We start from the raw sequence: 26,409 nt of genomic DNA on the forward strand, positions 1-26,409 counted from the left end.
TCGCTCGCCTATGAGAGTCGGTGATGAAACTGAACCGAAGCAAGCTCTACCAGCGCGTCGCCGCGTCGATCGCCGACGGTATCGAGAGCGGCCGCTGGGCCCCCGGTACCCGCCTTCCCGGCGAGCGCGACCTCGCCGAGGAATATAAGGTCAGCCGGCCGACGATCCGCGAGGCGATGATCGCGCTGGAGATGAAGGGCTGGATCGAGGCGCGCCACGGCTCGGGCCTCTACGTCACCCATCGCGACAGCTCGGGCGGGCTGCGCGAGGACGCGCTCAACCTCGACATCGGCGCGTTCGACCTCACCGAGGCGCGGATCCTGTTCGAAGGCGAGGCGGCGGCGCTGGCGGCGGTGTCGATCACCCCCGAGCAGCTGGCCGAGCTCGACCAGATCGCCGAGGAAATGGCCGATCCCGCGACCGGCAACGCGACGCTGTTCGACGCCGATCACCGCTTCCACATCGCGGTGGCCAATGCGACGGGCAATTCGGCGATCCGCAGCGTGGTGGAATATCTGTGGGAACTGCGCACCCGCTCGCCGCTGTGCGCCAACATGTTCGATCGTGCGCGGCGCAACGGCGTCAACCCGCGCTATGACGAGCATCGCCCGATCCTCGACGCGCTCCACGCCCGCGACCCGCACGGCGCCCGCGCGGCGATGCGGCGGCACCTGCGCGGCGTGGTCGACGACCTGCTGGAGGCGACCGAGCTGGAGCTGATCGAACGCGCCCGGCACGAACTCGACGCGCGCCGCGACACGCTGGCCAAGCGGCTGGAAATCGGCCCGGCCTGATCGTCTGCCGCTACGGCACGGGCGGTTCGCGGGTTTATTGTCGATTCGAGGGCGTGCGGGTCGCTTGTTGGCCCCGTCTGGTCTATGATGACAGGGTGAGCAACACCGCGATTCCCTTCGAATTCCGGGTCGATGTCGCCCAGGACGACATCGACTTCATGGGACATGTGAACAACGCCTCCTATTTGAAGTGGGTGCAGGCGGCGGTGGTGAGCCACTGGCAGGCGCTGGCCCCGGTCGAGGCGGTGGCCGAGCATCTGTGGGTCGCGCTCAAGCACGAGATCACCTATCGCCGCCCGGCCTTCCTGGAAGACGACGTGGTCGCCACGGTGCTGCTGGAGAAGGTGCAGGGCGCCCGCGCCTTCTACGAGACGATCATCCGCCGCGGCACCGAGGTGCTGGCGGAGGTGAAATCCAGCTGGTGCTGCCTCGACGCGGAAACCAAGCGCCCGGCGCGGCTCGCCAAGGATGTGATCGACCATTTCTTTGTCAAGGGCGCCGATTGACGGACATATGGCAGACGCATAGCGTCTGGCCATGTTGTCCGCGTTCCGCCGCCGCTATCTCGACCTGCTGGCGTCGATCTACATCTACAACGAGCATCGCGGCTATACGAGCATTGACCGGGTGCTCGAGGCGGTTCGCGCGCGGGCGCCGGACGACCACGCGCTGATCGCCGCGATCGAGAAGCACCGCGCCGACGAGCGCAAGCACTACCAGATGTTCAAGCGATGGTTCGAGCTGCAGGGGCGGATGCCGCTGACGGTGGACCGGACCTGCGGCCATATCGACCGCTTCGTCGAGATCATGTTCCGTCGTCCCATCGACGCGCTCGATACCCAGAAGCTGATCGAGGACGATGCCCAGTTCGAGAAGCTGTGTCGGGTCATCTCGCTCACCGAACAGCGCGGCCATCGCCAGGTCCACATCCTGCTCAACCACCCGGCGGTACTGAGCGACAAGGTGCTCACCCGCATCTTCCGCATCATCGAGAAGGACGAGCCGAGCCACTGGGCACCCTATGACGGCTGGCTGCGCGCGCATGGCAGGCGCGAACCGCGCTGGTGGGAGCGGGCGGTCGACAGCTTCATCCACTCCGAGCTGCTGTTCGTGAAGCTGCCCTTCCTGTTCCTAAACCCCTTCGTGCGGCGTCGCACCAACTGGGCGGATGCGGGAGAGCCGTTGCACCCCGTGCGGGTGGCTGCGGCCGCCTGAGCGCTTGCGCGGGTTTGCAGCCGCGCGCATGGGGCACCGCAGTTCCCCTGATGCGAGTACCCGCATGGCTGCCCTTCGTCGCTGGATCGATCCCTATCTGCTGATGCTGCTCGGTACGGTCGGCCTCGCCGCATTGTTTCCCGCACGTGGCATGTGGGCGAGCATCGCCGACGAGGCGGTGACGATCGCGGTGGCGCTGCTGTTTTTCCTCTACGGCGCGCGACTGGCGCCCTCGGCGATCTGGGCGGGGCTCACCAACTGGCGGCTGCAGCTGACGGTGTTCCTCAGCACCTTCCTGTTGTTCCCGATCCTCGGGCTGGGGGTCTATGCGGTGGCCGGGCATGTGCTGCCGGGCGGGATCGCGCTGGGGCTGCTGTTCCTCTGCCTGCTGCCCTCGACCGTGCAGTCCTCGATCGCGTTCACCTCGATCGCGCGCGGCAATGTGCCGGCCGCCTTGTGCAGCGCTTCGCTTTCCAACCTGATCGGCGTTCTCATCACGCCGCTGCTCGCCGCCTTGCTATTGCCTAGCAATAGCGGCGCAGGCTTCTCGCTCTCCCAGCTGGAATCGATCGCGATGCAGATCCTGCTGCCCTTCGCGGCAGGGCAGGCGGCGCGGCCGCTGATCGGCGGGTTCATCCTCAAGCACAAGCTGCTGACGATGGTGGTCGATCGCGGATCGATCCTGCTCGTCGTCTACGCCGCGTTCAGCGAGGGCATGGTCGCCGGCGTGTGGAGCCGCGTATCGTTGGCCGACCTGGCGCTGGTGCTCGCGTTCAACGCGGTGCTGCTCGGCATCGTCATTGCGGTGACGATGTTCGGCAGCCGCAAGCTGGGCTTCAGCAAGGAGGACGAGATCGCCATCGTCTTCTGCGGATCGAAGAAGAGCATGGCGAGCGGCATCCCGATGGCGACCATCCTGTTCCCCGGCGGCGCGGTGAGCCTGATCGTGCTGCCGCTGATGATCTTCCACCAGCTCCAGCTGTTCGTCTGCGCGGTGCTGGCACGCAACTATGGAGCGCGTGACTGATGCGGATCCTGCTCACCGGATCGTCGGGCTGGCTGGGGCGCTTCCTGGCGCCGATGCTGCGGGGGGCGGGGCACCAGGTCGTCGGGCTCGACGTCGCGCCCGGTGTGGACACAAACGTGCTCGGTTCGGTCGCCGATCGCGCGCTGGTGGAGCGTGTCTTCGCCGAACATGGCGTCGAGGCGGTGATCCATGCCGGCGGGCTGCACAAGCCGGACATCGTGCGCTACCCGGCGCAGACCTTCGTCGACGTCAACGTGGCGGGCACGCTGAACCTCCTCGAATGCGCGAAGGCGGCGGGGCACGACCGGTTCGTGTTCACCTCCACCACCTCGCTGATGATCAGCCAGGCGATCCGCGACGAGGCGGGCGAGTCGGCGGTGTGGCTCGACGAGGCGAGCGGGCCGATCGCGCCGCGCAACATCTACGGCGTCACCAAGCTCGCCGCCGAAGGGCTGTGCCGGATTGCGTGGGCAGAGCAGGGGCTCGCGACGATCGTGCTGCGCACCGGCCGCTTCTTCCCCGAGGACGACGATACCCATGCCACGCCTTCGGGCGAGAATCTCAAGGCCAACGAACTGCTCCACCGCCGCCTGACGGTGGAGGACGCGGCGCGGGCGCATCTGGTGGCGCTGGAGCGTGCGCCGGCGATCGGCCACGGCGTGTTCGTGATTTCCGCGCCGACACCCTTTGCGCGCGCGGACTGTGCCGCGCTCAAGCAGGACGCCGCCGCGGTGATCGCGCGCGCCTTCCCCGATGCACCGGCGCTCTACGCGGCGCGTGGCTGGACGCTGCCGGCCAGCATCGGCCGCGTCTATGATTCGAGCCTCGCCGAGCGCGTGCTGGGCTTCCGCTGCGCAACCGACTTCGCCGCGGTGCTGGCGGCGCTGCGCGCGGGCGCGCCGCTGCCCTTCGCGCACGACCCCTTCTATGTCTCGCCGAAGGAAACGCTCGGCTGACTGTCCGCGAAGATCGCGAGGCGCTGGTCTGAGTTTTCACTGCCTCCCAAACGGGGCAACCCGATGTACACGGACTATTGACTTCGCCTGCCGTCAACAATAGCGTGGCAATGTTAACGTGAACATCGCTCGATAGGGGCGGGGCCGTGGTGCGCACTAGCGTGTCTCGGACACGTCTTTCGTGCGAATTGTAAGATAACCAAGGCGTTGGACTGGAGAGGAACCGATCGGTAGCCGTGGCGCACTTGCTGTGCCGCGACAGGAATGGTGTGTCTTGACGTGACCGGCATGTTCGGTGCGTCCCGCCACGCATTCGCCGTCGCCTCCCCGCCGGTCCGAACCATCGGACGCCGAAATGGGAGGTGAGGATGTTCTACGACAAGAGGGATCGCCGCCGCGCCTTGCTGCGCACCACGTCGCTCGGGCTGATCGTCGCGGGGGTGTGCCTCGCGCCGCTGTCCGCGCTGGCGCAGACCGCGCCCGCGCCGCCGCCACAGGCGAGCGAGGGCACCGTTCCGCAGGCGCGGACCGACGCGCAGGATAGCGAGATCATCGTCACCGGCTCGCGCATCGCCGTGAGCGGCTTCAACGCCCCGACGCCGACCACGGTGCTCGGCGAGGAGCAGATCGCCGCCAACGCGCAGCCCAACGTGTTCACCACCATCGCGCAGCTGCCGTCGCTGCAAGGCTCGTCGGGCACGCAGGTCAATACCTTCAGCACCTCGAGCGGGCAGCAGGGGCTCAGCTCCTTCTCGCTGCGCGGCCTGGGGACGATCCGCACGTTGACCCTGCTCGACGGCCAGCGCGTGGTCGGCGCCAACGTCACCGGCGTGCCCGACGTCAGCCTGTTCCCGCAGCTGCTCGTCAAGCGCGTCGACATCGTCAATGGCGGCGCCTCGGCATCCTATGGCTCGGACGCGGTGGGCGGCGTGGTGAACTTCATCACCGACACGCGCTTCAAGGGCATCCGCGGCAACATCCAGGGCGGCATCACCACCTATGGCGACGATGCCACCGGGCTGGTCCAGCTCGCGGCGGGCACCAGCGCGCTGGGCGACCGGCTCCACCTCGTCGGCAGCGCCGAATATGACAAGGAAGAGGGCATCGGCGGCGGCGAGTTCGGCACCAAGCTCGCCAATGGCCGCACCTGGTTCACCCAGCGGACCCTGGTCAATCGCGGCGTGCTCAACGACGGGATGCCGCAATATCTGGTGCGCGACTGGGCGCAATCGACCACCTTCACCAAATATGGCCTGATCACCGCCGGGCCGCTGCAGGGCATCGCCTTCGACCAGGCCGGCCAGCCCTTCCAGTTCCAGTACGGTTCGAACGGCGTGCCGGCGAAGAACGCCGCCGGCACGATCCTCGGCTGCTTTCCGGGCTTCTGCGAGGGCGGGGACCTGTCCGGTAACGTCGATGCCGGCCGCTCGCTCAAGTCGGCGATCGAGCGGATCAACGGCTATGGCCGCATCGGCTTCGACCTGACGCCCGACAACGAGCTTTATGTCACCGCCAATATCGGCCAGGTGAAGACCAACAACCAGCCGGTCAACGGGCAGAACCGGCCGGGCCTGACGCTGCAATGCGCCAATCCCTATGTGCCCGCGCTGGTCCAGCAGGCCTGCGCGACCGCCGGGATCACCAGCTTCCAGTACGGTACCAGCAATGCCGCGCTCGGCAATACGCGGGTCTATACCGATCGCCGGCAATATCGCTTCGTACTCGGCGGCAAGGGCAGGGTCGACGTCGCCGGCACGCCGTGGAGCTACGACATCTATGGCGAGCACGGCACCAACTATACCGATATCGACGTGCGCAACATCCTGCTGTCGCGGCGCTTCAACCAGGCGATCGACGCGACCACGCTGAACGGCACGATCGTCTGCCGCGATGCGACCGCGCGGGCGAACGGCTGCCAGCCGCTCAACATCATCGGCGGCAATCCCTCCGCGGCGGCGCTGCGCTACATCATGCCCGAAAACGGCCCGTTCCAGCGCACCCGCCAGACCCAGGACGTGGCGAGCATCAACATCTCCGGCTCCCCGGTCGATCTCTGGGCCGGGCCGCTGTCGATCGCGTTCGGCGGCGAGTATCGGCACGAATATTACAAGGTAACTGCCGACGCCTACGGCGCCGGTTTCGATGCCACCCCGCCGGGCGGCGATTATCCCAACGATCCGGTGCTGCTGGCCAGCGGCAACAACTGGTATGCCGGCAACTACAAGAACGGGCAGGGCGCCTACAGCGTGAAGGAAGCCTTTTTCGAGGCGAACCTGCCCTTCCTCAACTCGGAGAAGCTGGGCCGCGCCAACCTGAACGGCGCGGTACGCGTGACCGACTACAGCACCTCGGGTACGGTGTGGGCGTGGAAGATCGGCGGCACCTGGGACCTGCCGATCGACGGATTCCGCATCCGCGGCGTCACCTCGCGCGACGTGCGTGCGCCCAACCTTTCCGAGCTGTTCGCGGCCCCCGTCACGACGACGCTGCCCAATTTCTTCGATCCCTTCACCAACACCAACGTGCTGGTGATCCAGAACGCGATCGGCAACACCGCGCTCAAGCCGGAGATCGCGCGCAACACCACGGCGGGAATAACGCTTGCCAATCCGGGCTGGGCGCCGGGCCTGAACCTCTCGTTCGACTGGTACAAGATCAAGGTCGACGAGGTGATCTCCAGCCTCGCGGCGACCGACATCGTCCAGCTCTGCTTCCAGAAGGTGCTGCCCGAGACTTGCAGCGCGTTCAACCTGAGCAACACCGCTGGGCCGAATTTCATCAACGTCCAGGCGTTCAACCTCGCCTCGATCCGCACCGAGGGCTTCGACATCGAGGCGAGCTATCGCTGGCAGCGGCCGCTGGGCCTGCCGGGCAATTTCACGGTTCGTGCGCTGGCGACGCATGTGATCAACAACATCACCGATACCGGGCTGCCGGGCACGATCCCGGTCGATAATGCCGGCAACAATCTGGGCGCCACACCGCACTGGAAGTGGCTGGCGGTGCAGACCTATGACAGCGGCCGCTTCTCGCTGCTGGTGCAGGAGCGCTGGTTCAGCGCGGGCACGATCGGCAACCAATATGTCGTCTGCCAGAGCGGCTGCCCGGCCTCGACCGCGGCGCGCCCGACGATCGACAATGCCTATATGCCGGGATCCTTCTATCTCGACGTCGGCGCGACCTTCGACGTGATCAAGGACGTGACGCTCTACGGCAAGATCGACAATCTGTTCGATCGCGATCCGGCGCGCTCGACGATCTTCAACAATCCGGCGCTCTACGACCAGATCGGCCGGGTCTACCGCGCCGGCGTGCGGTTCAAATTCTGATCCAGGGCAGGGGAGGCGGCGACGCTGTCTCCCTTCCAACGAAAAAGGGCTCCCGCCACTGGCAGGAGCCCTTGATCGATTCCGTACGAGGGTCGCGCGTCAGGCCGAAGCCGCGACGCCCTTGTCGGCCATCAACTGGGTCAGCTCGCCGCTCTCGTACATTTCCATCATGATGTCCGAACCGCCGACGAACTCGCCCTTCACATAGAGCTGGGGGATGGTCGGCCAGTCGGAAAAGGCCTTGATGCCCTGGCGGACGCCCTGGTCCTGCAGCACGTCGACGCTGTCGAACTCGACGCCGAGATGGTTGAGGATCGCCACGGCGCGGCTGGAAAAGCCGCACTGGGGGAACAGGGGGCTGCCCTTCATGAACAGCAGCACGTCGCTGCCGTCGACCAGCTGCTGGATGCGGGCCTGGGTATCGTCGGTCATTGCTTACTCCTCGGGCGTCGCTTCGGTGGTCAGCTGGAGCGCGTGGAGCACGCCGCCCATCCGTCCACCCAGCGCCGCATAGACGGCCTGATGCTGCCGCACGCGCGGCATGCCCCGGAACATGGGGGCGACGACCCGCGCTGCATAGTGGTCGCCGTCGCCGGCCAGATCGGTGATCTCGATCTGGGCGTCGGGGATGCCGGCGCGGATCAGCGCCTCGATCTCGGCAGCGGGCATCGGCATGTTACTTGGATTCCATCAGCTGGCGGCGCGCCTCGACGGTCTGCTCCTCGATCGCGCGGCGCACGGTGGCGTCGTCGATCTCGACATTGGCGGCGAGCATGTCGCCGAGCAGCTTGCGGATCACGTCCTCGTCGCCGGCTTCCTCGAAATCGGCCTGGACGACCGCCTTGGCATAGGCGTCGGTCTCTTCGGGCGTGAGGCCCATCTTGGCGGCGGCCCACTGGCCGAGCAGCTTGTTGCGGCGCGCGGTGATGCGGAACGCCATATCCTCGTCGCGCGCGAACTTCGCCTCGAACGCCCGTTCGCGATCGTCGAATGTGCTCATTACATGCCCCTTAGCAAAACTCGGGCCCGAGATAGGAGGACGGGGCGGCGCTGGCAACGGGGGAGGTTCCGGATGGCGGGGTATCATCCATCCTCCCCCGCCAGGGGGAGGTGTCAGGCGCAGCCTGACGGAGGGGGAGGAAGCACGACGGGCGGAGAGGTTCCGGCATCCTCCCCCTCCGTCGCGCTTCGCGCGCCACCTCCCCCTGGCGGGGGAGAATTAGCCGTGTCGGAAAATCGCGATCATCCCCACGACGAGCGCGATCGGCGCGACAATGGCTGCGATTGCGCCGGGCCAGCCCCAGCGATGATAGGCGAACTCCACGCCGCCCTCCCAAAACAACCGCAAAACGATCTCTATCGCGTCCGTCATAGAATTTCAGGCGCGTCGGCGCGGGAGCGCTCGATCCATATCAAAGGTCGGCGATGGAGGCGTCGAAACGCGAGGCCAGCATCAGGAACGCGTCGCCCCAGCCGCTTTCGATGGCGACTTCCTGCAGCGAGCTTGTGGGGCCATACAAGGCCTCAAGCTCCAGCAGCCTGATCGTATCAGCGGCGTGTATTCGTCCGATGATCCCGTCGATTTCGGCGACCGCAGCCTCCGCGCTCCCCCAGCGCGACCACGCGAAGTCGTTGGAGGCGCGCGCAAGCAGAGCACGTGTGTCGGCCAACACCTGAATCAACGCTTCTACCGACACGATGCCCCCCCGTCTGTCCCGCGAGTTTATGCCGATCCCGCGGACGCGCAAGCGACAGGTTCGGGCGGGGAGACCTATTCCGCCACCCGCACCACCACCTTCCCGATCACCGCCCGCGCCGCCATCTTGGCGATCGCAGCACCGCCCTCGGCGAAGGGGAACACCTCCGTCACCCGCGGCGCGATCTTGCCCTCGCTCCACAGCCGGAACAGCGTGTCGACATGCGCGCGGTTGGCCTGGGGGTCGCGCGCGGCGAAGGCGCCCCAGAACACGCCGCACACGTCGCAGCTCTTGAGCAGCGTCAGGTTGAGCGGAAGCTTGGGGATACCAGCCGGGAAGCCCACCACCAGATAGCGCCCCTCCCAGCCGATCGCGCGCAGCGCCGGCTCGGCATAGTCGCCGCCGACAGGATCGTAGATCACGTCCGCGCCCTTGGGGCCGACCGCCGCCTTGAAGGCCTCGGCCAGCGCCTTGGAGGCCTTCTTGTCGAGGACCCCGCGCGGATAGACGAGCGTCGCATCCGCCCCCGCCGCGCGCGCGGCCTCGGCCTTTTCCTCGGAGGAGACCGCCGCCACCACCGTCGCGCCATACGCCTTGCCCAGCTCGATCGCCGCGAGCCCGACGCCTCCCGCCGCACCCAGCACCAGCAGCGTCTGGCCGGCGCTCAGCCTGCCCCGATCGAGCAGCGCATGGATCGTCGTCGCATAGGTAAGCAGCAGCGCCGCGCCGTCCTCGAAGCTGCGGCCCTCTGGCAGGCGGTAGAGCTGCGCCGGGCTCAGCACCAGCTTCTCGACCAGCCCGCCATGGCCCGGGACCGCGATCACCCGGTCCCCCGGTGCCCAGTCGGTGACGCCTTCGCCCACGGCTTCGACCACGCCGGCGATCTCGCCGCCCGGCGCGAACGGCCGGGGCGGCTTGAACTGGTAGCGGTCCTCGATGATCAGCACGTCGGGATAGTTGATCGCGCAGGCCCGCACGCCGACCAGCACCTGGCCCTTGCCCGGAATTGGATCGGGCAGCTCTTCCAGGCTTAGAGTATCAGGTCCGCCCGATGCCTTCGACAGCAACGCCTTCATGTCCGCCTCCTACAGCGATCCACGGGCGTTCGTGCGCAACCGCGGATTCGAATTTCGAAATCGCGGTATCTTGTGCCAGCGTCATGCCGATCTCGTCCAGCCCCTGCATCAGGCAGTCGCGGCGGAACGGGTCGAGTTCGAAGGCGAAGCGGTCCTGGAAGTCGGTCGTGACGGTCATCGTCTCCAGGTCGACGGTGATCTCGTTGGCGGTCGCCACCTGCACCAGCCGGTCGATCGCCTCCTGCGGCAGCACCACGGTGACGATGCCGTTCTTGAACGCGTTGCCCGAGAAGATGTCCGAGAAACTCGGCGCGATCACCGCCTTGATGCCCATATCGGCCAGCGCCCAGGCGGCATGCTCGCGGCTGGAGCCGCAGCCGAAATTCTCGCCCGCCACCAGGATCGGCGCGCCCGCATAGCGCGGATCGTCGAACAGGTTGCCCGGCTCCGCGCGGACGCTTTCGAACGCGCCCTTGCCGAGCCCCTCGCGCGTGGTGGTCTTCAGCCAGTGCGCGGGGATGATGATGTCCGTATCGATGTTCTTGGCGCCCCAGGGATAGGCGCGGCCCGAAACCTGCTGGATCGGCTCCATCAGCGGCGCTCCGCCGACACGGTGTTCAGATGCATGGACACAGCTTTCCTAACGAATGGCCGGCGGCCATCCCGAATTTCCGGCAATCGGCCGCCCGCGTCAGCGCGGTGCGACGACAGTCCGCTCGAGCGCCGGGATGGTCTTGATCGGCGTCTCCGGCCGCGGATAGGCACCCGCATAGGCAGCGGCGACACCGCTCAGGATCGTTCCGGCAATCAATGCGACGAGCGCCTTCTTCACGGCGTCTCTCCCCTTATCAGTTACGCGTTGTTCGCCATCAACTCGCGAACGTCCGTCAGGTGCCCGGTCACCGCCGCCGCTGCCGCCATTGCGGGCGAGACGAGGTGCGTGCGCGAACCCGGGCCCTGCCGCCCTACGAAATTGCGATTCGAAGTGGAAGCACAACGTTCGCCGGGCGGAACCTTGTCCGGGTTCATCGCCAGGCACATCGAGCAGCCCGGCTCGCGCCACTGGAAGCCCGCCTCCAGGAAGATCCGGTCGAGCCCCTCTTCCTCGGCCTGGCGTTTGACCAGCCCCGAGCCCGGCACGATCAGTGCCTGACGGATGCGATCGGCCACCTTGCGGCCCTGCACCACCGCGGCGGCGGCGCGGAGATCCTCGATCCGGCTGTTGGTGCACGAGCCGATGAAGATGTGCTCCACCGGAATGTCCTGCATCGCGGTGCCGGGAGTGAGCCCCATGTAGTCGAGCGAGCGCTGCGCGGCGGCGCGCTTCGAGGGATCGGCAAAGCTCTCCGGATCGGGCACGACGCCGGTGATCGGCACCACGTCCTCGGGGCTGGTGCCCCAGGTGAGCGACGGTGCGATGTCGCTGGCATCCAGCGTCACCACCTTGTCGTAGACGGCGCCCTTGTCGGTCGGCAGCGTCTTCCAATAGGCGACGGCGCGGTCCCAGGCTTCGCCGGTCGGGGCAAGCGGGCGACCCTTGAGATAGTCGAAGGTCTTCTGGTCGGGCGCGATCAGCCCCGAGCGCGCGCCGCCCTCGATCGACATGTTGGAGATGGTGAGCCGCCCCTCGATCGAGAGGTTGCGGATCACCTCGCCGGTGAATTCGATGACATAGCCGGTGCCGCCGGCCGCGCCGATCTTGCCGATGATCGCCAGCACCACGTCCTTGGCACTGACGCCGTGGCCGAGCGTGCCGTCGACGCGAACTTCCATCGTCTTCGATTGCTTGAGCAGCAGCGTCTGCGTGGCGAGCACATGCTCGACCTCGCTGGTGCCGATGCCGAAGGCCAGCGCGCCCAGCGCGCCATGCGCCGAAGTGTGGCTGTCGCCGCAGACCAGCGTGGTGCCGGGCAGCGTGAAACCCTGTTCGGGCCCGACGACATGGACGATCCCCTGCCGCGCATCGAGCGCATCGATATAGGGCACGCCGAACTCGGCGACGTTACCGCGCAGCGCCGAGAGCTGGCCCGCGCTAGCCGGGTCGGCGATCGGCAGCGGATTGCCCGCAGTGTCGACGCGCGGGGTGGTCGGCAGGTTGTGGTCGGGCACCGCGAGGGTAAGGTCGGGGCGGCGCACCTTGCGACCGGCCGCGCGAAGGCCGGCAAAGGCCTGCGGGCTGGTGACTTCGTGGACGAGGTGCCGATCGATATAGATCAGGCAGGTGCCATCGTCCCGGCGCTCGACGACATGGTCGGCCCAGATCTTCTCGTACAGGGTGCGCGGTTCACTCGACATGCGCGCGCTTTAATCGAATCGTGCGCGGATGCAAGGTTCGGGGACATTTTCTGCCGTCGCGCCCCAGGGCGCTCGACGCGCTCTTTCGATCGCATGGCGCTCCCGGTGCGGGCGGGTCGATGGCCATGCCGGTGAACCATCGACCCGCCCGGAAGCGTCTTTGGGGGACGCTGGAGCATTTTTGGGGAATGCTCCGGGTGCCTTCAACGTTGCAGGCTGCGTGCCAGTTTCGGGAACGCACGGCATTGTGCGGGGTGCGATGGTGAAACGCGGTTAACCGTGCCACGCGGGTGTAAATTCTCCCGACGGTTTGGCTGCGGCGGGTGTGGTTCATCTGGCATTCAGTGCCTTGACTACAGACGTAATCGGAGCGATTACACGCGTAGTCAGTGAGGGGTGTATGACCGAGCGAATCAGCGAAGCCGAACATGCGGTGATGGAAGTGCTCTGGGAAGAGTCGCCGCTCACTGCGCAGGAGGTGGCCGAGCGCGTGCCCGCCGATCGCGACTGGAGCGCCAACACGGTCAAGACCCTGCTCGGGCGGCTGCTCGCCAAGAACGTCATCGCGCATGAGGAAGAGGGGCGGCGCTACCGCTATCGTCCGCTCGTCGCGCGCGGCGATTATGTCATGGGCGAGTCGCGCAAGCTGATCGACCGACTGTTCGGCGGCCGGCTGACGCCGCTGGTGGCGCATCTGGCGGAACGCGACGCCATCACCGACCAGGACATCGCCGAAATCGAAGCTCTCCTGAAGGAGCTGAAGCAATGATCGGATGGTGGATCGAAACCCTGCTGGCGAGCACGCTGCTGATGCTGCTCGCGCTGGCTCTGCGCGGACCCGTGCGCAACGCGTTCGGGCCGCAGCTCGCCTATGCGCTGTGGGTGCTGCCCGCCGCGCGGATGCTGCTGCCGCCGCTGCCGGGGCAATGGCATCTGAGCCAATGGCTCGCACCGCTCACTCGCAACGCGGCCGAGGCGCCGCCGGTGGCGATGGGCCTGCTCAATCCCGACACGCTTCCGGCGACGATCGAACCGAGTGCGGTCGTCACCATCGACCTCGGCGCCGGCGGCCATCCTCTGCCCGCAGCACTGGTCGCGCCGACGCCGGTGGCCGACGGGCTGAACGTCACGCTGCTGCTGCTCGCGCTGTGGGGCGCAGGCGCGCTGCTGTTCCTCGCCTATCATCTGGTCGCCCATCGCCGCTTCTGCCGCCATCTGCTGTCGCGGGCGCGGGTCGATCGCACCGTGGCGCAGGGGCGGGTGCGGGTGATCGAGACCGATGCCGCGCACGGGCCGCTCGCCTTCGGCATCTTCCGCAAATACGTCGCCTTTCCGCGCGACTTTTCCGAGCGCTATGACGAGGTCGAACGCGATCTCGCGCTGGCCCACGAACTCGGCCACCATCTGCGCGGCGACCTGATCGCCAACTGGATCGCGCTGATCGTGCTGGCCGCCCATTGGTTCAATCCGGTCGCATGGCGGGCGTTCCGCGCCTTCCGCGCCGACCAGGAAATGGCCTGCGACGCCCTGGTGCTCGCCGGCCGCGCCCAGGCACTGCGCCATGCCTATGGCCGTGCGATCGTCAAGTCCGCGCATGGGGGCGCGGTCTCGGCGGCTTGTCACCTCCACACCATAAACGACGTCAAAGGGAGATTGCGCATGCTCTCGATCCACCGGAAGCTTTCCCCCATCCGCATCGGCGCGGGGCTGGCCGGGATCACCACCGTGTCGCTCGCCGCGCTGGCGCTGACCGCCTCGGGCAGCCAAGCCGCCGAGCGGATCCGCGATAAGGTGAGCGGGGCCATCCAGGCGCAGGACGTGCCGGTGGCACCCGTCGCGCCGGCAGCACCCGCGGCGCCGGCCGCGCCCGGTGCCCCCGCCGCGCCGCCCGCACCCCCGGCGCCGCCGGCCCCGGCTGCACCTGCGGTGCCCGAAGGCCCGACCGGCAAGCATCGCGTCGTCCGCATCGATCGCTCGGCGACCGGCGGGCACGCCATCAAGAAGATGGTCATCGTCCGGCAGGACGGGAAGCAGCAGGAAATCACCATGCCGGACATGGTGGCGATCCAGGCGAGCATCCCCGAGATCCGCAACGGCAGCTGTGGCAAGGGCAACGCGTCCACCGTCGAACATCGTGACGAGGGCGGCAAGCAGGTGATGATCATTTGCAGCGATCGCATCGCCGCGATGAGCGCCAGCGCGGCCCAAATGGCGATGCACGGCAAGGCCATGGCGATGAACACCAAGCAGATGGCGATGAACAGCGCGCTGATGAGCCTGCAGCACGCCCGCCGCACGATCGAGGTGCAGTCGAGCCTGAGCCCCCGGCAGCGTGCCGAAGCGCTGAAGGGCATCGACGAGGCGCTCGCCGAACTGCGCGACGACGCCAAGGACGACAGCGACGATTGAGTGTGGCGCGCCGCCGCAACGTCTCACGGCGGCGTGCTCGGCGGGACCGGTCGACTCCTTCGCGGCCGGTCCCGCTCCTCTTGCATCTTGCCCTCGACGCCTTGCTCTCGGGCGGCGAATGCCCAAATGCACCATCATGACCGATGACGCGCCCACGGGCCTGGCGATGACGCTCGAACCGCTGGTGGTGCGGGTGCTGGCGAACAATCCGTCGCCCTTCACCAACACGGGTACCCAGACCTATCTGGTCGGCACCACCGACGTGGCGGTGATCGATCCCGGCCCGGACGACGCCGAGCACCTCGCCGCGCTGCTGGCGGCGATCGGCGGGCGGCCCGTGCGCGCGATCCTGTGCACCCATACCCATCGCGACCACAGCCCCGCGGCGCCGGCCCTGAAAGCGGCGACGGGCGCGCCGATCATCGGCTGTGCGCCGCTGGTGCTCGACGATGCCGGTCCGCGTGCGGACGCCGCGTTCGACACCGGCTATGCCCCCGATCGGGTGCTGGCGGATGGCGAGCAGGTGGCGGGGCAGGGCTGGACGCTGACGTCGGTGGCGACGCCGGGCCACACCTCCAACCATCTCTGCTTCGCGCTGGAGGAAAGTGGCGCGCTGTTCACCGGCGATCATGTAATGGGCTGGTCGACCACGGTGGTGGCGCCGCCCGACGGCAACATGGCGGCCTATATGGCCAGCCTCGACACGCTGATGGCCCGCGTGCAGGACCGGATCTATTACCCGGCGCATGGCGACGCGATCGAGCGGCCGCAGCGCTTCGTGCGCGGGCTGGCCGGGCACCGCAAGCAGCGCGAGGGGCAGATCGTGCGGCTGCTGGCGGAGGGCGTCGGCGCGGTGCCGGCGATGGTGGCGCGGATGTATGTCGGGCTCGATCCGCAGCTGCACGGCGCGGCAGGGCGATCGGTACTCGCCCATCTGCTCGACCTGCAGGCACGCGGGCGGGTCGCCGCGGCAGACGACAGCTGGCAGCTGCTCCCCGCGTAACGCTCCGAAACGTGTATAGTAGAAGTGCGCTTGATTGTAGAATCTTCAAAGTAGAGTTATACCCTGCCCAAATTGGAGGGGTGGGTAATGGTAACGATTGTGCAGGCGCCGCTTCGGGTGCGCGCCGGGGACACGCGTTTCTTTCTGATAATGGCGTTCGTCATGGGTGCCATCGACGTCGCCGGATTCTCGCTCAACCTGGCGGCGGGGCGATCGAGCTTCGCGGTGCCGCTGATCTTCCACCTCCACGCCTTCGTCTTTTTCGGCTGGATCGTGTTGTACATCGCGCAGAACCTGCTGGTCGATGGCGGGTCGGTGGCGCTGCATCGGCGGCTGGGCTGGGTGGCGCTGTTCGGGGTGCCGCTGATGGTGGTGCTCGGCACGCTGATGACCGTGCTGTCGGTGCAGCGCGGCGCGCCTTTCTTCTTCGACGTCCGCCAGTTCCTGATCAGCAATCCATTGCAACTGCTGCTGTTCGCCGGCTTCGTCGGGGCCGCGCTGGTGCTGCGGCGGCAGACCAGCTGGCACCGCCGGCTGATGTATTGCGGCATGGCTGTCCTCTGCGGCCCCGGCCTTGGGCGGCTGCTGCCGATGCCCTTGCTCATCCCCTATGCCTGGTGGGTGACTCTGGTCGTCGTGCTGGTGTTGCTGGTGATCGGCGCGATCGCCGACCAGCGCCGCGCAGGCCGCGTCCACCCCGCCTGGCTGTGGGGAATCGGGCTAATGCTCGTGGTGCAGCTGATCGCCGACGCGATCGCGTTCAGCCCGGTGGGTACCGCCTTCACCCGCAGCATTACCGCCGGCACCGCCGGCAGCCATCGCCCGATCACGCCCGCCTTCCCTTGATCCCGCGGCGCGACCGGGCCATGTGGCGGGCGTACAATGGGAGTTTTGGGAATGGACGCGCGCAACGGCATCGGCGGCAGCCTCAGCGGACTCGATCTCCGCGCCGAGATCGAGCGGCTGCGTAAAGAACGCAACGCCGTCATTCTGGCGCATTACTACCAGAAGCCCGAGCTGCAGGACCTGGCCGATTTCGTCGGCGACAGCCTCGACCTCAGCCGCAAGGCGGCCGAGACCGACGCGGACGTGATCGCCTTTTGCGGCGTGCGCTTCATGGCGGAGACCGCCAAGATCCTCTCGCCCGACAAGATCGTCGTGCTGCCCGACATGGATGCCGGCTGCAGCCTGGAAGACAGCTGCCCGCCCGATCAGTTCGCCGCCTTCCGGGCGAAGCACCCCGATCACATCGCGCTGACCTATATCAACTGCTCGACCGAGGTGAAGGCGCTGAGCGACATCATCGTCACCAGCTCCTCGGCCGAAAAGATCCTCGCCCAGATCCCGGCGGACCAGAAGATCATCTTCGGCCCGGATCGCAATCTGGGTGGCTATCTCCAGCGCAAGACCGGGCGCGAGCTGCTGCTGTGGCCGGGCGTGTGCATCGTCCACGAAGCGTTCAGCGAGACCGAGCTGCTCAAGCTCAAGGCCGAGCATCCCGGCGCGCCGATCGCCGCGCACCCCGAATGCCCGGCCTATATCCTCGATCACGCCGATTATGTCGGCTCGACCAAGGGCATTCTCGACTTCTCCAAGACGATGCCCGGCGACACGCTGATCGTCGCGACCGAGCCGCACATCATCCACCAGATGCAGAAGGCGATGCCGGAGAAGAACTTCATCGGCGCGCCGGGGGCGGACGGCAACTGCAATTGCAACATCTGCCCCTACATGGCGCTCAACACGATGGAGAAGCTGTACCTCGCGCTGCGCGACCTGAGCCCCAGGATCGAGATCGAGGAGGGGCTGCGCGTACAGGCGAAGAAGAGCCTCGACCGCATGCTGGATCTGGCCAGCGGCACCGTTGGGCAGGGCGATCTGGGGCCGGTGCCCGCCTGATCGGCTAGCCGCGACCGTCGGAAAGCAGCGCCCCGAGCCGCGCTGCCGTGCTTGCGATGCCGAGATTGGGGATCCGCCGGCGTCGCGTTGCCGCAACCGGCGGCGCGGGCACGGGGCGGCGCGCTGCATGGCCGTCCCGGATCGCGACGAGGATCGGGGCTTCCTCCAGCGCCATCGCTCTTGCCGCCGCGCGTGCAAAGCCGATTGCATAGATCGGCGCGCCGCAGCAATCGAACCGGGCGGATTCGAGCGCGATCAGATGGTTGCGGCCGATGCAGGTGCGGTCGGCGAGCTGTTCGAGCGACCATCCCAACGCTTCGCGGCGGTCCCGCAGCGCTACCGCGGCGACAATCCAGCACTCGGGCCAGGTTCCGGCCCCATTTTCCGGCAGCATCATCTGTTTCATTTTGATACAGCGACCTCGGCTACGTCGACCAGCGCATTGATCTGGGCTAATAACGATTCGCTACTTTTGGATTACTCATTCTGGGTGGGGTGAATGAGTACTTGTGTTATTTTTCCCGCTGGGGCCGATTTTGCCGATGCAGGATATGATCCGATCCGCGCCTGTCGTCGATCGCAAGCAGATGGCGATGCCGCATGGCAGGCTGATCGCGCGGCTGATCGCGGCGCTGGAGACGACGATGGTCGCGGCCGGCGTTCGCGCGCTGGACGGCGACTTGGATCGGGCGATCATCTTCATGGTGGTGGCGCGCGCGAGCGAGATGCTGTCGCCGCACGGTGCCGGCCATGCCCGCGGCGATGGGCGCGGTGCCAAGGCGATCAGCATCAACGCGCTGGCGGCCTCGCTCGGCCGCCCCTTCGAGACGATGCGGCGCCATATCCATGCACTGTGCGCGGCGGGCCTGTGCGAGCGCGGGCCTGCCGGGGTAACGGTGCCGCAGGCGGTGCATGCCCGTCCCGAGATCGTCGCGCTGTTCCGCGGCAACCATGATGCGCTGGTCGCGATGGTCGAGGACCTGCGCAGCTTCGGCGTCACCCTGCCGGAGACGCGCGCGCATGTCGGCTATGATTGGCATACCGGGCTTGCCGCCGCGCACGACGTGCTGCTGACCGGCATCGAGTTTCACGCCCACCGCTTTCATTCCTGGACCGACCTGGTGCTGGCCAATGCGATCCTGTGCGCCAATGCGCGGCCGTTCACCGAAAATCGCGATCTGGCGCTCGCCTATGCCGAGTTCGGCACCTCGCCGCCGGATACCTTGCGCCAGCCGGTCTCGACCGGATCGGTGGCGCGGGCGCTGGGTCTGCCGCCCTCGACCGCGCATCGCCGCGTCGCCGCAATGATCGAGAGCGGCTGCCTCGCCCGCCGCGCGCGGGGGGTGGTGCTCACTGAAAAGGCGCTGACCGACCCGGAGCGGATCGAGGAACACCGGACGAGCATGCTCCACGTCCGCCAGATCCTGATCCGCCTCGCCGCCGGGGGCTTCCGCTTCGACCAGCCCGCCGCCAACTATCTCGACGGACGGCCGGCACCGCTGCAGATCGCGTAGACGCGCGCGGCCGGGGATTCTACAGCCCGGCCATGACCTTCGCGCTCCCCGGTTTCGATTGCGACTCGTTCGTCCGCGCCACGCTGGCCGAGGATCTCGGCCCCGGCGGTGACATCACCGCGGCCGCGGTGATCCCCGCCGAGGCGCGCTTCGAAGGCGTGATGGACAGCCGCGACCCGATCACCGTCGCCGGGCTCCCCATCGCCGAGGCGTTCTTCCGCGCGCTCGATCCCGAGGTGGAGATCGAACGGCTGGTCGAGGACGGCGCGCAGGTCGCGCCGGGGACCGCGTTGCTGCGGCTGCGGGGAAAGGCGCGGGCGATGCTTACCGCCGAGCGCTCGGCGCTCAACACCGTCCAGCATCTCAGCGGGATCGCGACGATGACGCGCAGCTATGTCGATGCGATCGACGGCATCGGCGCGACGTTGCTCGATACGCGCAAGACGCTGCCGGGGCTGCGCGTGTTGGAGAAATACGCGACCCGCATGGGCGGCGCGACCAACCATCGCATGGGCCTGTGGGATGCGGCGATGATCAAGGACAACCATGTCGCCGTCGCCGGATCGGTCGAGGCGGCGGTGGCGCGCGCGGTGGCGGCGGGAATCGAACGGATCATCGTCGAGGTCGACCGGATCGACCAGATCGCGCCCGCGCTCGGCGCCGGCGCGACGCATCTGCTGCTCGACAATATGGGCCCGGCGATGCTGCGCGCGGCGGTGGCGCTAGTCGCCGGCCGGGTGCCGACCGAGGCTTCGGGCGGGGTGCGGCTCGACACGATCCGCGCGATCGCCGAAAGCGGCGTCACCTATGTCAGCGTCGGCCGGCTGACCCAGTCGGCCCCGGCGGCCGATATCGGCCTCGATTTCGCGAGCGTGTGAGGGAGATGGGGATGAAGGCGATTCTGGGAGGCTTCGGCGTCATTGCGGCGCTGGTGCCGGGTGCGGCGCTCGCGCAGGCGCAGATGTGCACGGCGCCGAGCAAGGTCGAGCGGCCGCTGCCCGACCTGCCCAGCGCCAAGGAGCCGCAGCGGATCCTGCCGATCGGCAGCTACACGCTGGCGCTCACCTGGGCGCCGGGCTTCTGCCGCGCGCATGGCGACGAGCCGGCCAAGGCGTTCCAGTGCGGCGGCACCAACCGCTTCGGCTTCACCCTGCACGGGCTGTGGCCCGACGGGCGCGGCAAGCTGTGGCCGCAATATTGCAAGGCAACCCCGATCCTGCCGCCCGCGCTGATCCGCAAGACGATGTGCGCGACCCCTTCCGAGCAGCTGATCCAGCACGAATGGGCCAAGCACGGCACCTGCATGAAAACGACGCCCGAGGCCTATTTCCAGCGCTCGACGAGCCTGTACCGGGCAATCCGCTATCCGGACATGGAGACGCTGGCGCAGGGCCCGCTGACCGTTGGCGACTTCAAGCGCGCCTTCGCGGCGAAGAACCGGGCGATCCCGGCAAGCGCGATCCGGGTGACGACGACTCGCGAGGGCTGGCTGGAAGAATTGTGGCTCTGCCTCGACACACGCTTCCGCTATCGTCGCTGCGAGGCGGGGACCGGCGGGGCCGCGGATGATGCGGCGCTGAAGATCTGGCGGAGAGCGAAGGCATGACCTTGGAGCGGCGCAGCTTCTTGGCGGGTGCTGCCGCGCTGGGTGTCGCCGCGCCGGCCGCTGCCGCTGCGCCGGCGGGGCCGATGTACGGCATGGTCGGCAAGATGACGGCAAAGCCCGGCATGCGCGATGCGCTGGCGGCGATCCTGGTCGAAGGCACGGCGGCGATGCCCGGATGCCTGAGCTATGTCGTGGCGAACGATGCGAGCGATGCCGACCTGCTGTGGATCACCGAGGTGTGGGAGTCGAAGGCGGCGCATGCGGGTTCGCTCGCGCTGCCGGCCGTACGTGCCGCCATCGCCAAGGGGCGGCCGATGATCGCCGCGATGGAGACGGTTGCGGAGACGGCGCCCGTGGGTGGTGCGGGGTTGCGGTAGCGTAAGCCTCTCCGCCAAGGAGGAAGGGGTTAGCTCGTCCGCTCACCCCTCGATCACTACGCTCGCCGGGTGGTGCTTGTCGAGGTAGCGCTTGATCAGTCGCACATTGCGGGTGTTCGAGCGGAAGAAGAAATCGGGCACCGCGCCGACGAAGGGGATCATCCCCAGCGCCCAGTCGACGCCGATATTGCCCGCCATGCGCGCGATCGTCCGCTTCGGCATGCCCAGATTTCGGGCTTCCCAGGCAAGATAGGCGCCCATCGCCGCGGCGATGCTGGGGCCGACCGCCGGCACGAAATCGAGCAGCACGTCCAGCCCCACCTTGCGGCGCGTGCCGGGGATGGTGACGATGCCTTCCAGCAGATGCTCCATCGCCTCGATCCGCTGGCGCACCGCCGCGGCATCGGTGCCGATCGGCAGCCTCTGTGCGAAACCCTCATTCAACCGTGTCGCCCGTGCCATTCCCTGACCTCACTGCTTGCGCAGGTGGTTCAACGGGTGCCAGGCGCGCGCGTTCCCCTGCCAATTGGACAGGCGCAGCGCGACGATCGACCAGCGCAGCGGCTGGGCGAGCGGAATGAAGGCAACGTCGCTCGCCAGCATCGCATCGGCCTCGGCGATGCGATGGGTGCGGTTGTAGAGATCGGGCGCGTCGCGCGCCGCGGCGATCAGCGTCGCAGTGTCCTCCGAACAGGCGCGGCAGGCGTTCGCCAGATACCAGCGGCCGCTGTCATAGGGCGCCACGTCGTCGACCAGCGCGAGATCGGCGCGCGGATCGCCCAGGCCGACGCGGTGCGGGGTGAGGCCGACGGCGATCAGCGCGGAGGCGAGATGGCCCCAGAGCAGCGTTGCGCCCGCGCCGGAGGGCAATGCGAGGGTGATTTCCACCGGCCCGGGATGCACCGCCTGCCATTCGCGCACCCGCTGCCTGGCGAGCGCGCGGCGCTGGTCTGGCGCGACCGTCATCCAGCTGCCGGGGGCAGGGGGCGCGGCGGAGTCCATCTGCGCGGGCAGGATCGTCTCGGCTGCGGACCAATCGGGGGCAATCGCCTTGGTGATCGCGCTGCGATCGAACGCCATCGCGATGGCGGCACGGTTCTGCGGGGTGGAGAGGAAGCCCTCGCGATGCAGCATCGCCAGCCCGAACAGGCCCAAGGCGGAATCCAGCCGGACATTCTCGGGCGCGATTCCTGCCGCCTCGATGATCGGCCAATCCGCCAGTGATCCGCCAAGTACCAGATCGGACGCACCGGCGCGGAAGCGGGCGATGGCCGCGGCGGCGCGTTCGCCGCGCAGCCGCACATATTCCTGCGGCGTCGGTGCCGCCCTGGGGCCCTCGCCGGGCTCCTCCGCCGGACGCAGCAACAGCCCGTCGCGCTTGCCCGCCACGATGCGGAAGGGACCCGACCCGGCAAAATTGCGGCCGCGGAACACCGCCATTTCGGGCTGGGCGAACAGGTTGAGCAGATCGGGGCGGGGGCTCTTCAGCCGGACCTCGATCACCTGCGGGGTCATCTCGACGATCTCGTCGATCACCGCGAGATAGGGGGCGAGCCGGCTCTTCGTATTGGCCGCGACCGCGCGGCGCAGCACGCGGACGATCTCGCCGGCGGTGACCGGCTGGCCATCGGGCCAGGTCGCCTCGCCCAGCCGGAAGATATAGCTCCGCGCATCGTCGAACACCGCCCAGCGCTCGGCCAGCGCCGGCTCGATCTGGCCGGTACGATCGAAGCGGACCAGTCCCTGCGCAGTGGCTGCCAGCGCAACCGCCTGCGCCGTGTCGAGGGCGGTGGTGCCGGGATCGACCAGCAGCGCATCGCTGCCGATCGCGCTGACCACCACCGGCGTCGTGTCCTTGCGCTGGCCCGCGGGCCCGCCGCACGCGGTGGCGGTGAGCAGCAGGGCGAAAACGGGCAGGCGCAGGCGTGGCATCGGCGGGTCCCTGGCGGCGAAACCCAAGCTCTATGGGAGCACGCCCGTGCTGCCAACCCCGGTGGCTTCCGCGCAGGGGGTCCGAGGCCTATCAGGTGCTTATGGCATCGAATCGGCTCCATTCGAACCCGCTCACGGCGCTGGCGATCACGTTGGCGCTGCGCGGCTATCTGGCGGCGCGGACGGTGGGCTGGTTCGTCACCCGGCCGCAGACGCGCGGGGTGCGGGCGATCGCGGTGACGCCGACGGGCCAGGTGATCCTCGTCCGGCACAGCTATATCCCGGGCTGGCACCTGCCGGGCGGCGGGCATGAGGGTGGCGAGACTGCCGAACAGGCAGCGTTGCGCGAGCTTCGCGAGGAAGCCGGCATGTTGTCGCATGGCGCGGTGCGCGTACTCGGCACGCTGCAGCACCGCCCCAATTTCCGCCGCGATACGGTGACGATCGCGCTGGTGGAGCAGGTAGAATTCGCCTTCCGTCCCTCGCTGGAGATCGTCGAAGCGGGCGCCTTCGATCTGGATGCCTTGCCCGAGGGCGTCACCGCCGGCACCGTCCGCCGCCTCGCCGAGTGGCGCGAGGGGCTTCCGGTGGCGAAGGACTGGTAAGCGCGGGCTCTGCCCAATTCCCGGATGCGACAAGGTCCAGGCACCGGCTGCGATGCCGATTCCCTGGCCTTTTCAGCGTGGTACAAGCCCATGCTGGTGCGGACGGCGGGACTCGAACCCGCACGCCTCGAAAGGCAGAAGATTTTAAGTCTCCGGCGTCTACCGATTCCGCCACGTCCGCGTGGGCGGCAGGCAAGACGCTGCCGCACGCCGCGTGTCAAGCGCGCATCACATGTTGAGGCGAATGCGCATCTCCTTGCCGGGCTTGAAGTAGGGGACGCGCTTGGCATCCACTTCCACGGACTCGCCGGTTCGCGGGTTGCGACCCACGCGGGCATCGCGCGCGCGCGTCGAAAATGCACCGAAGCCGCGCAGTTCGACGCGACCATCTTCACTCAGTCGGCCGACGATCTCGTCGAAGAAGATCGAGACGATCTTTTCGACTTCCCGGACCGAAAGGCCCGGATTTTCCTGCACCAGCAATTGAACCAACTCAGACCGGATCATCCGGGCCCCTCCCTTGGCGAAACGCGCCCCCCAATGGCCGCGCAACGGCTATCCCCAAGGAAAGCTTAGCGCTTTTTCCCAATCTGCAGCAACCAGAAGATGTGGCTGATGCGGTCCTAAAATCAAAAAAGAAGGGCCCGGGAACCGCTTGCGCGGCGCCCGAGCCCCTCTTCAGGTCGAAAGATTAGTTGTTCTGGCTGCGGGCCTTGAGGGCCTCACCCAGAATGTCGCCCAGCGACGCGCCCGAGTCGGACGAGCCATATTGCTGCACGGCCTGCTTCTCTTCGGCGATCTGCATCGCCTTGACCGAGAAGGTCGGCTTCTTCGAACGATCGAAGCCGGTGACCATCGCATCGAACTTCTGGCCGACCTGGAAACGCTCCGGACGCTGCTCGTCGCGGTCGCGGCCGAGGTCGGTGCGCTTGATGAAGCCGGTCGCGCCATCGTCGCCAACCTGCACTTCGAGGCCCGCGTCGCGGACTTCGAGGACGGTGACGGTGACGACCGAGTTCTTGCCGAGACGATCGGCACCACCGGTCGAACCGGCAGCGGCGACGCCGCCACGCTCAAGCTGCTTCATGCCGAGCGAGATGCGCTCCTTGTCGGCTTCGACGGCCAGAACGATCGCGGTGACGGTCTCACCCTTGCGGTGCAGCGCCAGCGCGTCTTCCCCCGAGATGCCCCAGGCGATGTCCGACATGTGGACCATGCCGTCGACGTCGTTGTCCAGGCCGATGAACAGGCCGAACTCGGTGGCGTTCTTGACTTCGCCCTCGACGGTCGAACCGACCGGGTGCTCTTCGGCGAACTTTTCCCACGGATTCTGCTGGGCCTGCTTGAGGCCGAGCGAGATGCGGCGCTTTTCCTGATCGACCTCGAGCACGACGACTTCGACTTCCTGCGAGGTCGAGACGATCTTGCCCGGATGGACGTTCTTCTTGGTCCAGCTCATTTCCGAAACGTGGACCAGGCCCTCGATGCCGGCTTCCAGCTCGACGAACGCACCATATTCGGTGATGTTGGTCACACGGCCCGACAGCTTGGCGCCAACCGGATACTTTGCGCTCGCGCCATCCCACGGATCGCTCTCGAGCTGCTTCATGCCCAGCGAGATGCGCTGCGTGTCGCGGTTGATGCGGATGATCTGAACGCGGACGGTGTCGCCGATGTTCAGCACTTCCGACGGGTGGTTGACGCGCTTGTAGCTGAGGTCGGTGACGTGCAGCAGGCCGTCGATGCCGCCCAGGTCGACGAACGCACCGTAATCGGTGATGTTCTTGACGACGCCGTCGATCACCTGGCCCTCGGCGAGGCTCTGGATCAGGCCCGAGCGCTGCTCGGCGCGGGTTTCCTCGAGCACCGCGCGACGCGACACGACGATGTTGCCGCGCTTGCGGTCCATCTTGAGGATCTGGAAGGGCTGGGCGATGTCCATCAGCGGGGTGACGTCACGCACCGGACGGATGTCGACCTGGCTGCCCGGCAGGAAGGCCACGGCGCCGTTGAGGTCGACGGTGAAGCCGCCCTTGACGCGGCCGAAGATGACGCCTTCGACGCGGGTGTTCTGGGCGAATTCCGCCTCGAGCTTGTCCCAGGCGGCTTCGCGGCGGGCGCGGTCGCGGCTGAGCATCGCTTCGCCGTTCGCGTTCTCGACGCGGTCGACATAGACTTCGACTTCGTCGCCGACCTTGAGGTCCGCCTTCTGGCCGGGGGCTGCGAATTCGCGCAGCGGCACGCGGCCTTCGGACTTGAGGCCGACGTCGATGACGGCGAGGTCGTTCTCGATGCCGGTGACGGTGCCGATCACGACGCGGCCTTCAAAGCCGTCCGCCTGACCGAAGGTTTCGTCGAGCAGTGCCGCGAAATCGTCGCGGGATGGGGTTGCCGTAGTGGCCATAGAAAAGAGGTTCCTAACGTTCGTTTTTCCGGCCAGCCGGTTGGGTCCGGCGGTCTTGAGGGCCAGAATCGCCGCGGCGGCCGAATGCCGGTCGCGACATCCGTCGGTCGGGTTCAGGCGGGGGACGGCCGAGACGCGTCTAAACGCGAAAAGGGCGCATGGAAGCTAGGCTCCCAGCGCCATCCCCCACGAGCACCCGTCCGCAGGATGCGCGCGCCTTACTGCGGATGGGGTGGAAACGCAAGTTTTTCGGCAGATCCTGCTCCTCCCC

At 67.5% G+C, this 26,409-nt stretch carries 30 protein-coding genes and 1 tRNA gene; 16 read left to right on the forward strand and 15 right to left on the reverse strand.

Annotated features, from left to right (window positions below; genetic code table 11):
* The first annotated feature begins 23 nt into the window (after positions 1 to 23).
* The 6 genes from GGR89_RS05025 to GGR89_RS05050 all read left to right on the forward strand — a co-directional run bounded on the left by GGR89_RS05025 (position 24) and on the right by GGR89_RS05050 (position 7,321).
* Positions 24 to 794 (forward strand): FadR/GntR family transcriptional regulator, encoded by a 771-nt coding sequence (locus GGR89_RS05025; RefSeq protein ID WP_125972833.1) that lies wholly within the window; start codon positions 24 to 26, stop codon positions 792 to 794.
* Between the two features lie 95 nt (positions 795 to 889).
* On the forward strand, positions 890 to 1,300 hold the full coding sequence (locus GGR89_RS05030) for an acyl-CoA thioesterase (protein WP_125972831.1): 411 nt from the start codon (positions 890 to 892) through the stop codon (positions 1,298 to 1,300).
* Between the two features lie 31 nt (positions 1,301 to 1,331).
* Complete coding sequence (locus tag GGR89_RS05035) at positions 1,332 to 2,009, forward strand: ferritin-like domain-containing protein (RefSeq protein WP_125972829.1); 678 nt, start codon at positions 1,332 to 1,334, stop codon at positions 2,007 to 2,009.
* Positions 2,010 to 2,073: 64 nt separating this feature from the next.
* Entirely contained in the window at positions 2,074 to 3,036 is a 963-nt protein-coding gene (locus GGR89_RS05040) for a bile acid:sodium symporter family protein (RefSeq protein WP_125972827.1), read from the forward strand.
* Positions 3,036 to 3,992, forward strand: a complete 957-nt coding sequence (locus GGR89_RS05045; protein ID WP_125972825.1) for an NAD-dependent epimerase/dehydratase family protein — start codon at positions 3,036 to 3,038, stop codon at positions 3,990 to 3,992. Before GGR89_RS05040 ends, GGR89_RS05045 begins: the two co-directional genes overlap by 1 nt.
* 368 nt (positions 3,993 to 4,360) lie before the next feature.
* Positions 4,361 to 7,321 carry a TonB-dependent receptor plug domain-containing protein gene (locus tag GGR89_RS05050; protein ID WP_206434256.1) on the forward strand — a complete coding sequence of 987 codons (2,961 nt, stop codon included), beginning with the start codon at positions 4,361 to 4,363 and terminating at the stop codon, positions 7,319 to 7,321.
* Positions 7,322 to 7,420: 99 nt separating this feature from the next.
* Here GGR89_RS05050 and grxD read toward each other — a convergent pair whose 3' ends face one another.
* From grxD to leuC, 9 genes are all read right to left on the reverse strand, one after another.
* Entirely contained in the window at positions 7,421 to 7,753 is a 333-nt protein-coding gene (gene grxD / locus GGR89_RS05055) for a Grx4 family monothiol glutaredoxin (RefSeq protein WP_084582175.1), read from the reverse strand.
* Between the two features lie 3 nt (positions 7,754 to 7,756).
* Positions 7,757 to 7,996 (reverse strand): BolA family protein, encoded by a 240-nt coding sequence (locus GGR89_RS05060; RefSeq protein WP_064313164.1) that lies wholly within the window; start codon positions 7,994 to 7,996, stop codon positions 7,757 to 7,759.
* A 1-nt stretch (position 7,997) separates the two neighbouring features.
* Positions 7,998 to 8,321, reverse strand: a complete 324-nt coding sequence (locus tag GGR89_RS05065; protein ID WP_125972823.1) for a DUF1476 domain-containing protein — start codon at positions 8,319 to 8,321, stop codon at positions 7,998 to 8,000.
* 219 nt (positions 8,322 to 8,540) lie between these two features.
* Positions 8,541 to 8,693 carry a hypothetical protein gene (locus GGR89_RS05070; RefSeq protein ID WP_167712776.1) on the reverse strand — a complete coding sequence of 51 codons (153 nt, stop codon included), beginning with the start codon at positions 8,691 to 8,693 and terminating at the stop codon, positions 8,541 to 8,543.
* A 40-nt stretch (positions 8,694 to 8,733) separates the two neighbouring features.
* Positions 8,734 to 9,018, reverse strand: a complete 285-nt coding sequence (locus tag GGR89_RS05075) for a hypothetical protein (RefSeq protein WP_125972821.1) — start codon at positions 9,016 to 9,018, stop codon at positions 8,734 to 8,736.
* Between the two features lie 74 nt (positions 9,019 to 9,092).
* Entirely contained in the window at positions 9,093 to 10,094 is a 1,002-nt protein-coding gene (locus GGR89_RS05080; protein WP_206434255.1) for an NADPH:quinone oxidoreductase family protein, read from the reverse strand.
* Positions 10,057 to 10,686, reverse strand: a complete 630-nt coding sequence (leuD, locus tag GGR89_RS05085; RefSeq protein ID WP_125972819.1) for a 3-isopropylmalate dehydratase small subunit — start codon at positions 10,684 to 10,686, stop codon at positions 10,057 to 10,059. The genes GGR89_RS05080 and leuD overlap by 38 nt, the downstream gene beginning before the upstream one ends.
* A gap of 99 nt (positions 10,687 to 10,785) precedes the next feature.
* Positions 10,786 to 10,926, reverse strand: a complete 141-nt coding sequence (locus GGR89_RS05090) for a hypothetical protein (protein ID WP_157105662.1) — start codon at positions 10,924 to 10,926, stop codon at positions 10,786 to 10,788.
* Positions 10,927 to 10,946: 20 nt separating this feature from the next.
* Complete coding sequence (leuC, locus tag GGR89_RS05095; RefSeq protein ID WP_125972817.1) at positions 10,947 to 12,389, reverse strand: 3-isopropylmalate dehydratase large subunit; 1,443 nt, start codon at positions 12,387 to 12,389, stop codon at positions 10,947 to 10,949.
* A gap of 400 nt (positions 12,390 to 12,789) precedes the next feature.
* On the opposite strand from leuC, the gene GGR89_RS05100 reads away from it, so the two are divergent.
* The 5 genes from GGR89_RS05100 (at position 12,790) to nadA (ending at position 17,700) form a co-directional block, all read left to right on the forward strand.
* Positions 12,790 to 13,158: a BlaI/MecI/CopY family transcriptional regulator gene (locus GGR89_RS05100; RefSeq protein WP_125972815.1), complete on the forward strand. Its 369-nt coding sequence runs from the start codon at positions 12,790 to 12,792 to the stop codon at positions 13,156 to 13,158.
* The gene (locus tag GGR89_RS05105) at positions 13,155 to 14,798 is read left to right on the forward strand and encodes a M56 family metallopeptidase (protein WP_125972813.1); all 1,644 of its coding nucleotides are present in this window, start codon (positions 13,155 to 13,157) and stop codon (positions 14,796 to 14,798) included. Before GGR89_RS05100 ends, GGR89_RS05105 begins: the two co-directional genes overlap by 4 nt.
* Before the next feature lie 136 nt (positions 14,799 to 14,934).
* Positions 14,935 to 15,801, forward strand: a complete 867-nt coding sequence (locus tag GGR89_RS05110) for an MBL fold metallo-hydrolase (RefSeq protein ID WP_125972811.1) — start codon at positions 14,935 to 14,937, stop codon at positions 15,799 to 15,801.
* A gap of 162 nt (positions 15,802 to 15,963) precedes the next feature.
* Positions 15,964 to 16,647, forward strand: coding sequence for a hypothetical protein (locus GGR89_RS05115; protein WP_241217808.1), 684 nt, complete (start codon positions 15,964 to 15,966; stop codon positions 16,645 to 16,647).
* Between the two features lie 51 nt (positions 16,648 to 16,698).
* A complete protein-coding gene (gene nadA, locus GGR89_RS05120; RefSeq protein WP_125972809.1) occupies positions 16,699 to 17,700 on the forward strand; it encodes a quinolinate synthase NadA in 1,002 nt (333 codons plus the stop codon).
* Positions 17,701 to 17,704: 4 nt separating this feature from the next.
* Here the strand turns inward: nadA and GGR89_RS05125 are convergent, their stop codons facing one another.
* A complete protein-coding gene (locus tag GGR89_RS05125; RefSeq protein ID WP_125972807.1) occupies positions 17,705 to 18,106 on the reverse strand; it encodes a helix-turn-helix domain-containing protein in 402 nt (133 codons plus the stop codon).
* A 145-nt stretch (positions 18,107 to 18,251) separates the two neighbouring features.
* Here GGR89_RS05125 and GGR89_RS05130 point away from each other — a divergent pair, with 145 nt between their 5' ends.
* From GGR89_RS05130 to GGR89_RS05145, 4 genes are read left to right on the forward strand one after another with little or no spacing between them, the layout of a single operon-like run.
* On the forward strand, positions 18,252 to 19,214 hold the full coding sequence (locus GGR89_RS05130) for a helix-turn-helix domain-containing protein (protein WP_241213191.1): 963 nt from the start codon (positions 18,252 to 18,254) through the stop codon (positions 19,212 to 19,214).
* A 32-nt stretch (positions 19,215 to 19,246) separates the two neighbouring features.
* Positions 19,247 to 20,092 carry a carboxylating nicotinate-nucleotide diphosphorylase gene (nadC, locus tag GGR89_RS05135; protein ID WP_125972803.1) on the forward strand — a complete coding sequence of 282 codons (846 nt, stop codon included), beginning with the start codon at positions 19,247 to 19,249 and terminating at the stop codon, positions 20,090 to 20,092.
* A gap of 11 nt (positions 20,093 to 20,103) precedes the next feature.
* Positions 20,104 to 20,820, forward strand: a complete 717-nt coding sequence (locus tag GGR89_RS05140; protein ID WP_125972801.1) for a ribonuclease T2 family protein — start codon at positions 20,104 to 20,106, stop codon at positions 20,818 to 20,820.
* A complete protein-coding gene (locus tag GGR89_RS05145) occupies positions 20,817 to 21,197 on the forward strand; it encodes a putative quinol monooxygenase (protein WP_125972799.1) in 381 nt (126 codons plus the stop codon). The genes GGR89_RS05140 and GGR89_RS05145 overlap by 4 nt, the downstream gene beginning before the upstream one ends.
* 42 nt (positions 21,198 to 21,239) lie before the next feature.
* On the opposite strand, the gene GGR89_RS05150 is transcribed toward GGR89_RS05145, so the two are convergent.
* Both GGR89_RS05150 and GGR89_RS05155 read right to left on the reverse strand, forming a co-directional pair.
* A complete protein-coding gene (locus GGR89_RS05150) occupies positions 21,240 to 21,659 on the reverse strand; it encodes a DUF4112 domain-containing protein (RefSeq protein WP_125972797.1) in 420 nt (139 codons plus the stop codon).
* A gap of 9 nt (positions 21,660 to 21,668) precedes the next feature.
* On the reverse strand, positions 21,669 to 23,129 hold the full coding sequence (locus GGR89_RS05155; protein WP_125972795.1) for an ABC transporter substrate-binding protein: 1,461 nt from the start codon (positions 23,127 to 23,129) through the stop codon (positions 21,669 to 21,671).
* Between the two features lie 101 nt (positions 23,130 to 23,230).
* On the opposite strand from GGR89_RS05155, the gene GGR89_RS05160 reads away from it, so the two are divergent.
* Entirely contained in the window at positions 23,231 to 23,734 is a 504-nt protein-coding gene (locus tag GGR89_RS05160) for an NUDIX domain-containing protein (RefSeq protein ID WP_125972793.1), read from the forward strand.
* 94 nt (positions 23,735 to 23,828) lie between these two features.
* Here GGR89_RS05160 and GGR89_RS05165 read toward each other — a convergent pair.
* The 3 genes from GGR89_RS05165 to rpsA all read right to left on the reverse strand — a co-directional run bounded on the left by GGR89_RS05165 (position 23,829) and on the right by rpsA (position 26,138).
* Positions 23,829 to 23,915, reverse strand: a tRNA-Leu gene (locus GGR89_RS05165).
* Positions 23,916 to 23,962: 47 nt separating this feature from the next.
* Complete coding sequence (locus GGR89_RS05170; protein ID WP_066719245.1) at positions 23,963 to 24,241, reverse strand: integration host factor subunit beta; 279 nt, start codon at positions 24,239 to 24,241, stop codon at positions 23,963 to 23,965.
* 184 nt (positions 24,242 to 24,425) lie between these two features.
* Complete coding sequence (gene rpsA, locus GGR89_RS05175; protein ID WP_121074891.1) at positions 24,426 to 26,138, reverse strand: 30S ribosomal protein S1; 1,713 nt, start codon at positions 26,136 to 26,138, stop codon at positions 24,426 to 24,428.
* Positions 26,139 to 26,409: the final 271 nt, after the last annotated feature.

Source organism: Sphingomonas trueperi (assembly GCF_011927635.1).
Classification (GTDB): Bacteria; Pseudomonadota; Alphaproteobacteria; order Sphingomonadales; family Sphingomonadaceae; genus Sphingomonas; species Sphingomonas trueperi.

Bases quoted from the DNA above. Each gene is read 5' to 3' on its own strand.
- GGR89_RS05105 (WP_125972813.1), top strand. From the start codon at position 13,155: ATGATCGGATGGTGGATCGAAACCCTGCTGGCGAGCACGCTGCTGATG.
- GGR89_RS05025 (WP_125972833.1), top strand. From the start codon at position 24: ATGAAACTGAACCGAAGCAAGCTCTACCAGCGCGTCGCCGCGTCGATC.
- leuD (WP_125972819.1), bottom strand. From the start codon at position 10,686: ATGGAGCCGATCCAGCAGGTTTCGGGCCGCGCCTATCCCTGGGGCGCC.
- GGR89_RS05060 (WP_064313164.1), bottom strand. From the start codon at position 7,996: ATGCCGATGCCCGCTGCCGAGATCGAGGCGCTGATCCGCGCCGGCATC.
- rpsA (WP_121074891.1), bottom strand. From the start codon at position 26,138: ATGGCCACTACGGCAACCCCATCCCGCGACGATTTCGCGGCACTGCTC.
- GGR89_RS05050 (WP_206434256.1), top strand. From the start codon at position 4,361: ATGTTCTACGACAAGAGGGATCGCCGCCGCGCCTTGCTGCGCACCACG.
- grxD (WP_084582175.1), bottom strand. From the start codon at position 7,753: ATGACCGACGATACCCAGGCCCGCATCCAGCAGCTGGTCGACGGCAGC.
- GGR89_RS05170 (WP_066719245.1), bottom strand. From the start codon at position 24,241: ATGATCCGGTCTGAGTTGGTTCAATTGCTGGTGCAGGAAAATCCGGGC.
- GGR89_RS05035 (WP_125972829.1), top strand. From the start codon at position 1,332: ATGTTGTCCGCGTTCCGCCGCCGCTATCTCGACCTGCTGGCGTCGATC.
- GGR89_RS05065 (WP_125972823.1), bottom strand. From the start codon at position 8,321: ATGAGCACATTCGACGATCGCGAACGGGCGTTCGAGGCGAAGTTCGCG.
- GGR89_RS05110 (WP_125972811.1), top strand. From the start codon at position 14,935: ATGACCGATGACGCGCCCACGGGCCTGGCGATGACGCTCGAACCGCTG.
- GGR89_RS05125 (WP_125972807.1), bottom strand. From the start codon at position 18,106: ATGAAACAGATGATGCTGCCGGAAAATGGGGCCGGAACCTGGCCCGAG.
- GGR89_RS05045 (WP_125972825.1), top strand. From the start codon at position 3,036: ATGCGGATCCTGCTCACCGGATCGTCGGGCTGGCTGGGGCGCTTCCTG.
- nadC (WP_125972803.1), top strand. From the start codon at position 19,247: ATGACCTTCGCGCTCCCCGGTTTCGATTGCGACTCGTTCGTCCGCGCC.
- GGR89_RS05115 (WP_241217808.1), top strand. From the start codon at position 15,964: ATGGGTGCCATCGACGTCGCCGGATTCTCGCTCAACCTGGCGGCGGGG.
- GGR89_RS05130 (WP_241213191.1), top strand. From the start codon at position 18,252: ATGATCCGATCCGCGCCTGTCGTCGATCGCAAGCAGATGGCGATGCCG.
- GGR89_RS05040 (WP_125972827.1), top strand. From the start codon at position 2,074: ATGGCTGCCCTTCGTCGCTGGATCGATCCCTATCTGCTGATGCTGCTC.
- GGR89_RS05070 (WP_167712776.1), bottom strand. From the start codon at position 8,693: ATGACGGACGCGATAGAGATCGTTTTGCGGTTGTTTTGGGAGGGCGGC.
- GGR89_RS05100 (WP_125972815.1), top strand. From the start codon at position 12,790: ATGACCGAGCGAATCAGCGAAGCCGAACATGCGGTGATGGAAGTGCTC.
- GGR89_RS05155 (WP_125972795.1), bottom strand. From the start codon at position 23,129: ATGCCACGCCTGCGCCTGCCCGTTTTCGCCCTGCTGCTCACCGCCACC.
- GGR89_RS05145 (WP_125972799.1), top strand. From the start codon at position 20,817: ATGACCTTGGAGCGGCGCAGCTTCTTGGCGGGTGCTGCCGCGCTGGGT.
- GGR89_RS05140 (WP_125972801.1), top strand. From the start codon at position 20,104: ATGAAGGCGATTCTGGGAGGCTTCGGCGTCATTGCGGCGCTGGTGCCG.
- leuC (WP_125972817.1), bottom strand. From the start codon at position 12,389: ATGTCGAGTGAACCGCGCACCCTGTACGAGAAGATCTGGGCCGACCAT.
- nadA (WP_125972809.1), top strand. From the start codon at position 16,699: ATGGACGCGCGCAACGGCATCGGCGGCAGCCTCAGCGGACTCGATCTC.
- GGR89_RS05150 (WP_125972797.1), bottom strand. From the start codon at position 21,659: ATGGCACGGGCGACACGGTTGAATGAGGGTTTCGCACAGAGGCTGCCG.
- GGR89_RS05080 (WP_206434255.1), bottom strand. From the start codon at position 10,094: ATGAAGGCGTTGCTGTCGAAGGCATCGGGCGGACCTGATACTCTAAGC.
- GGR89_RS05160 (WP_125972793.1), top strand. From the start codon at position 23,231: ATGGCATCGAATCGGCTCCATTCGAACCCGCTCACGGCGCTGGCGATC.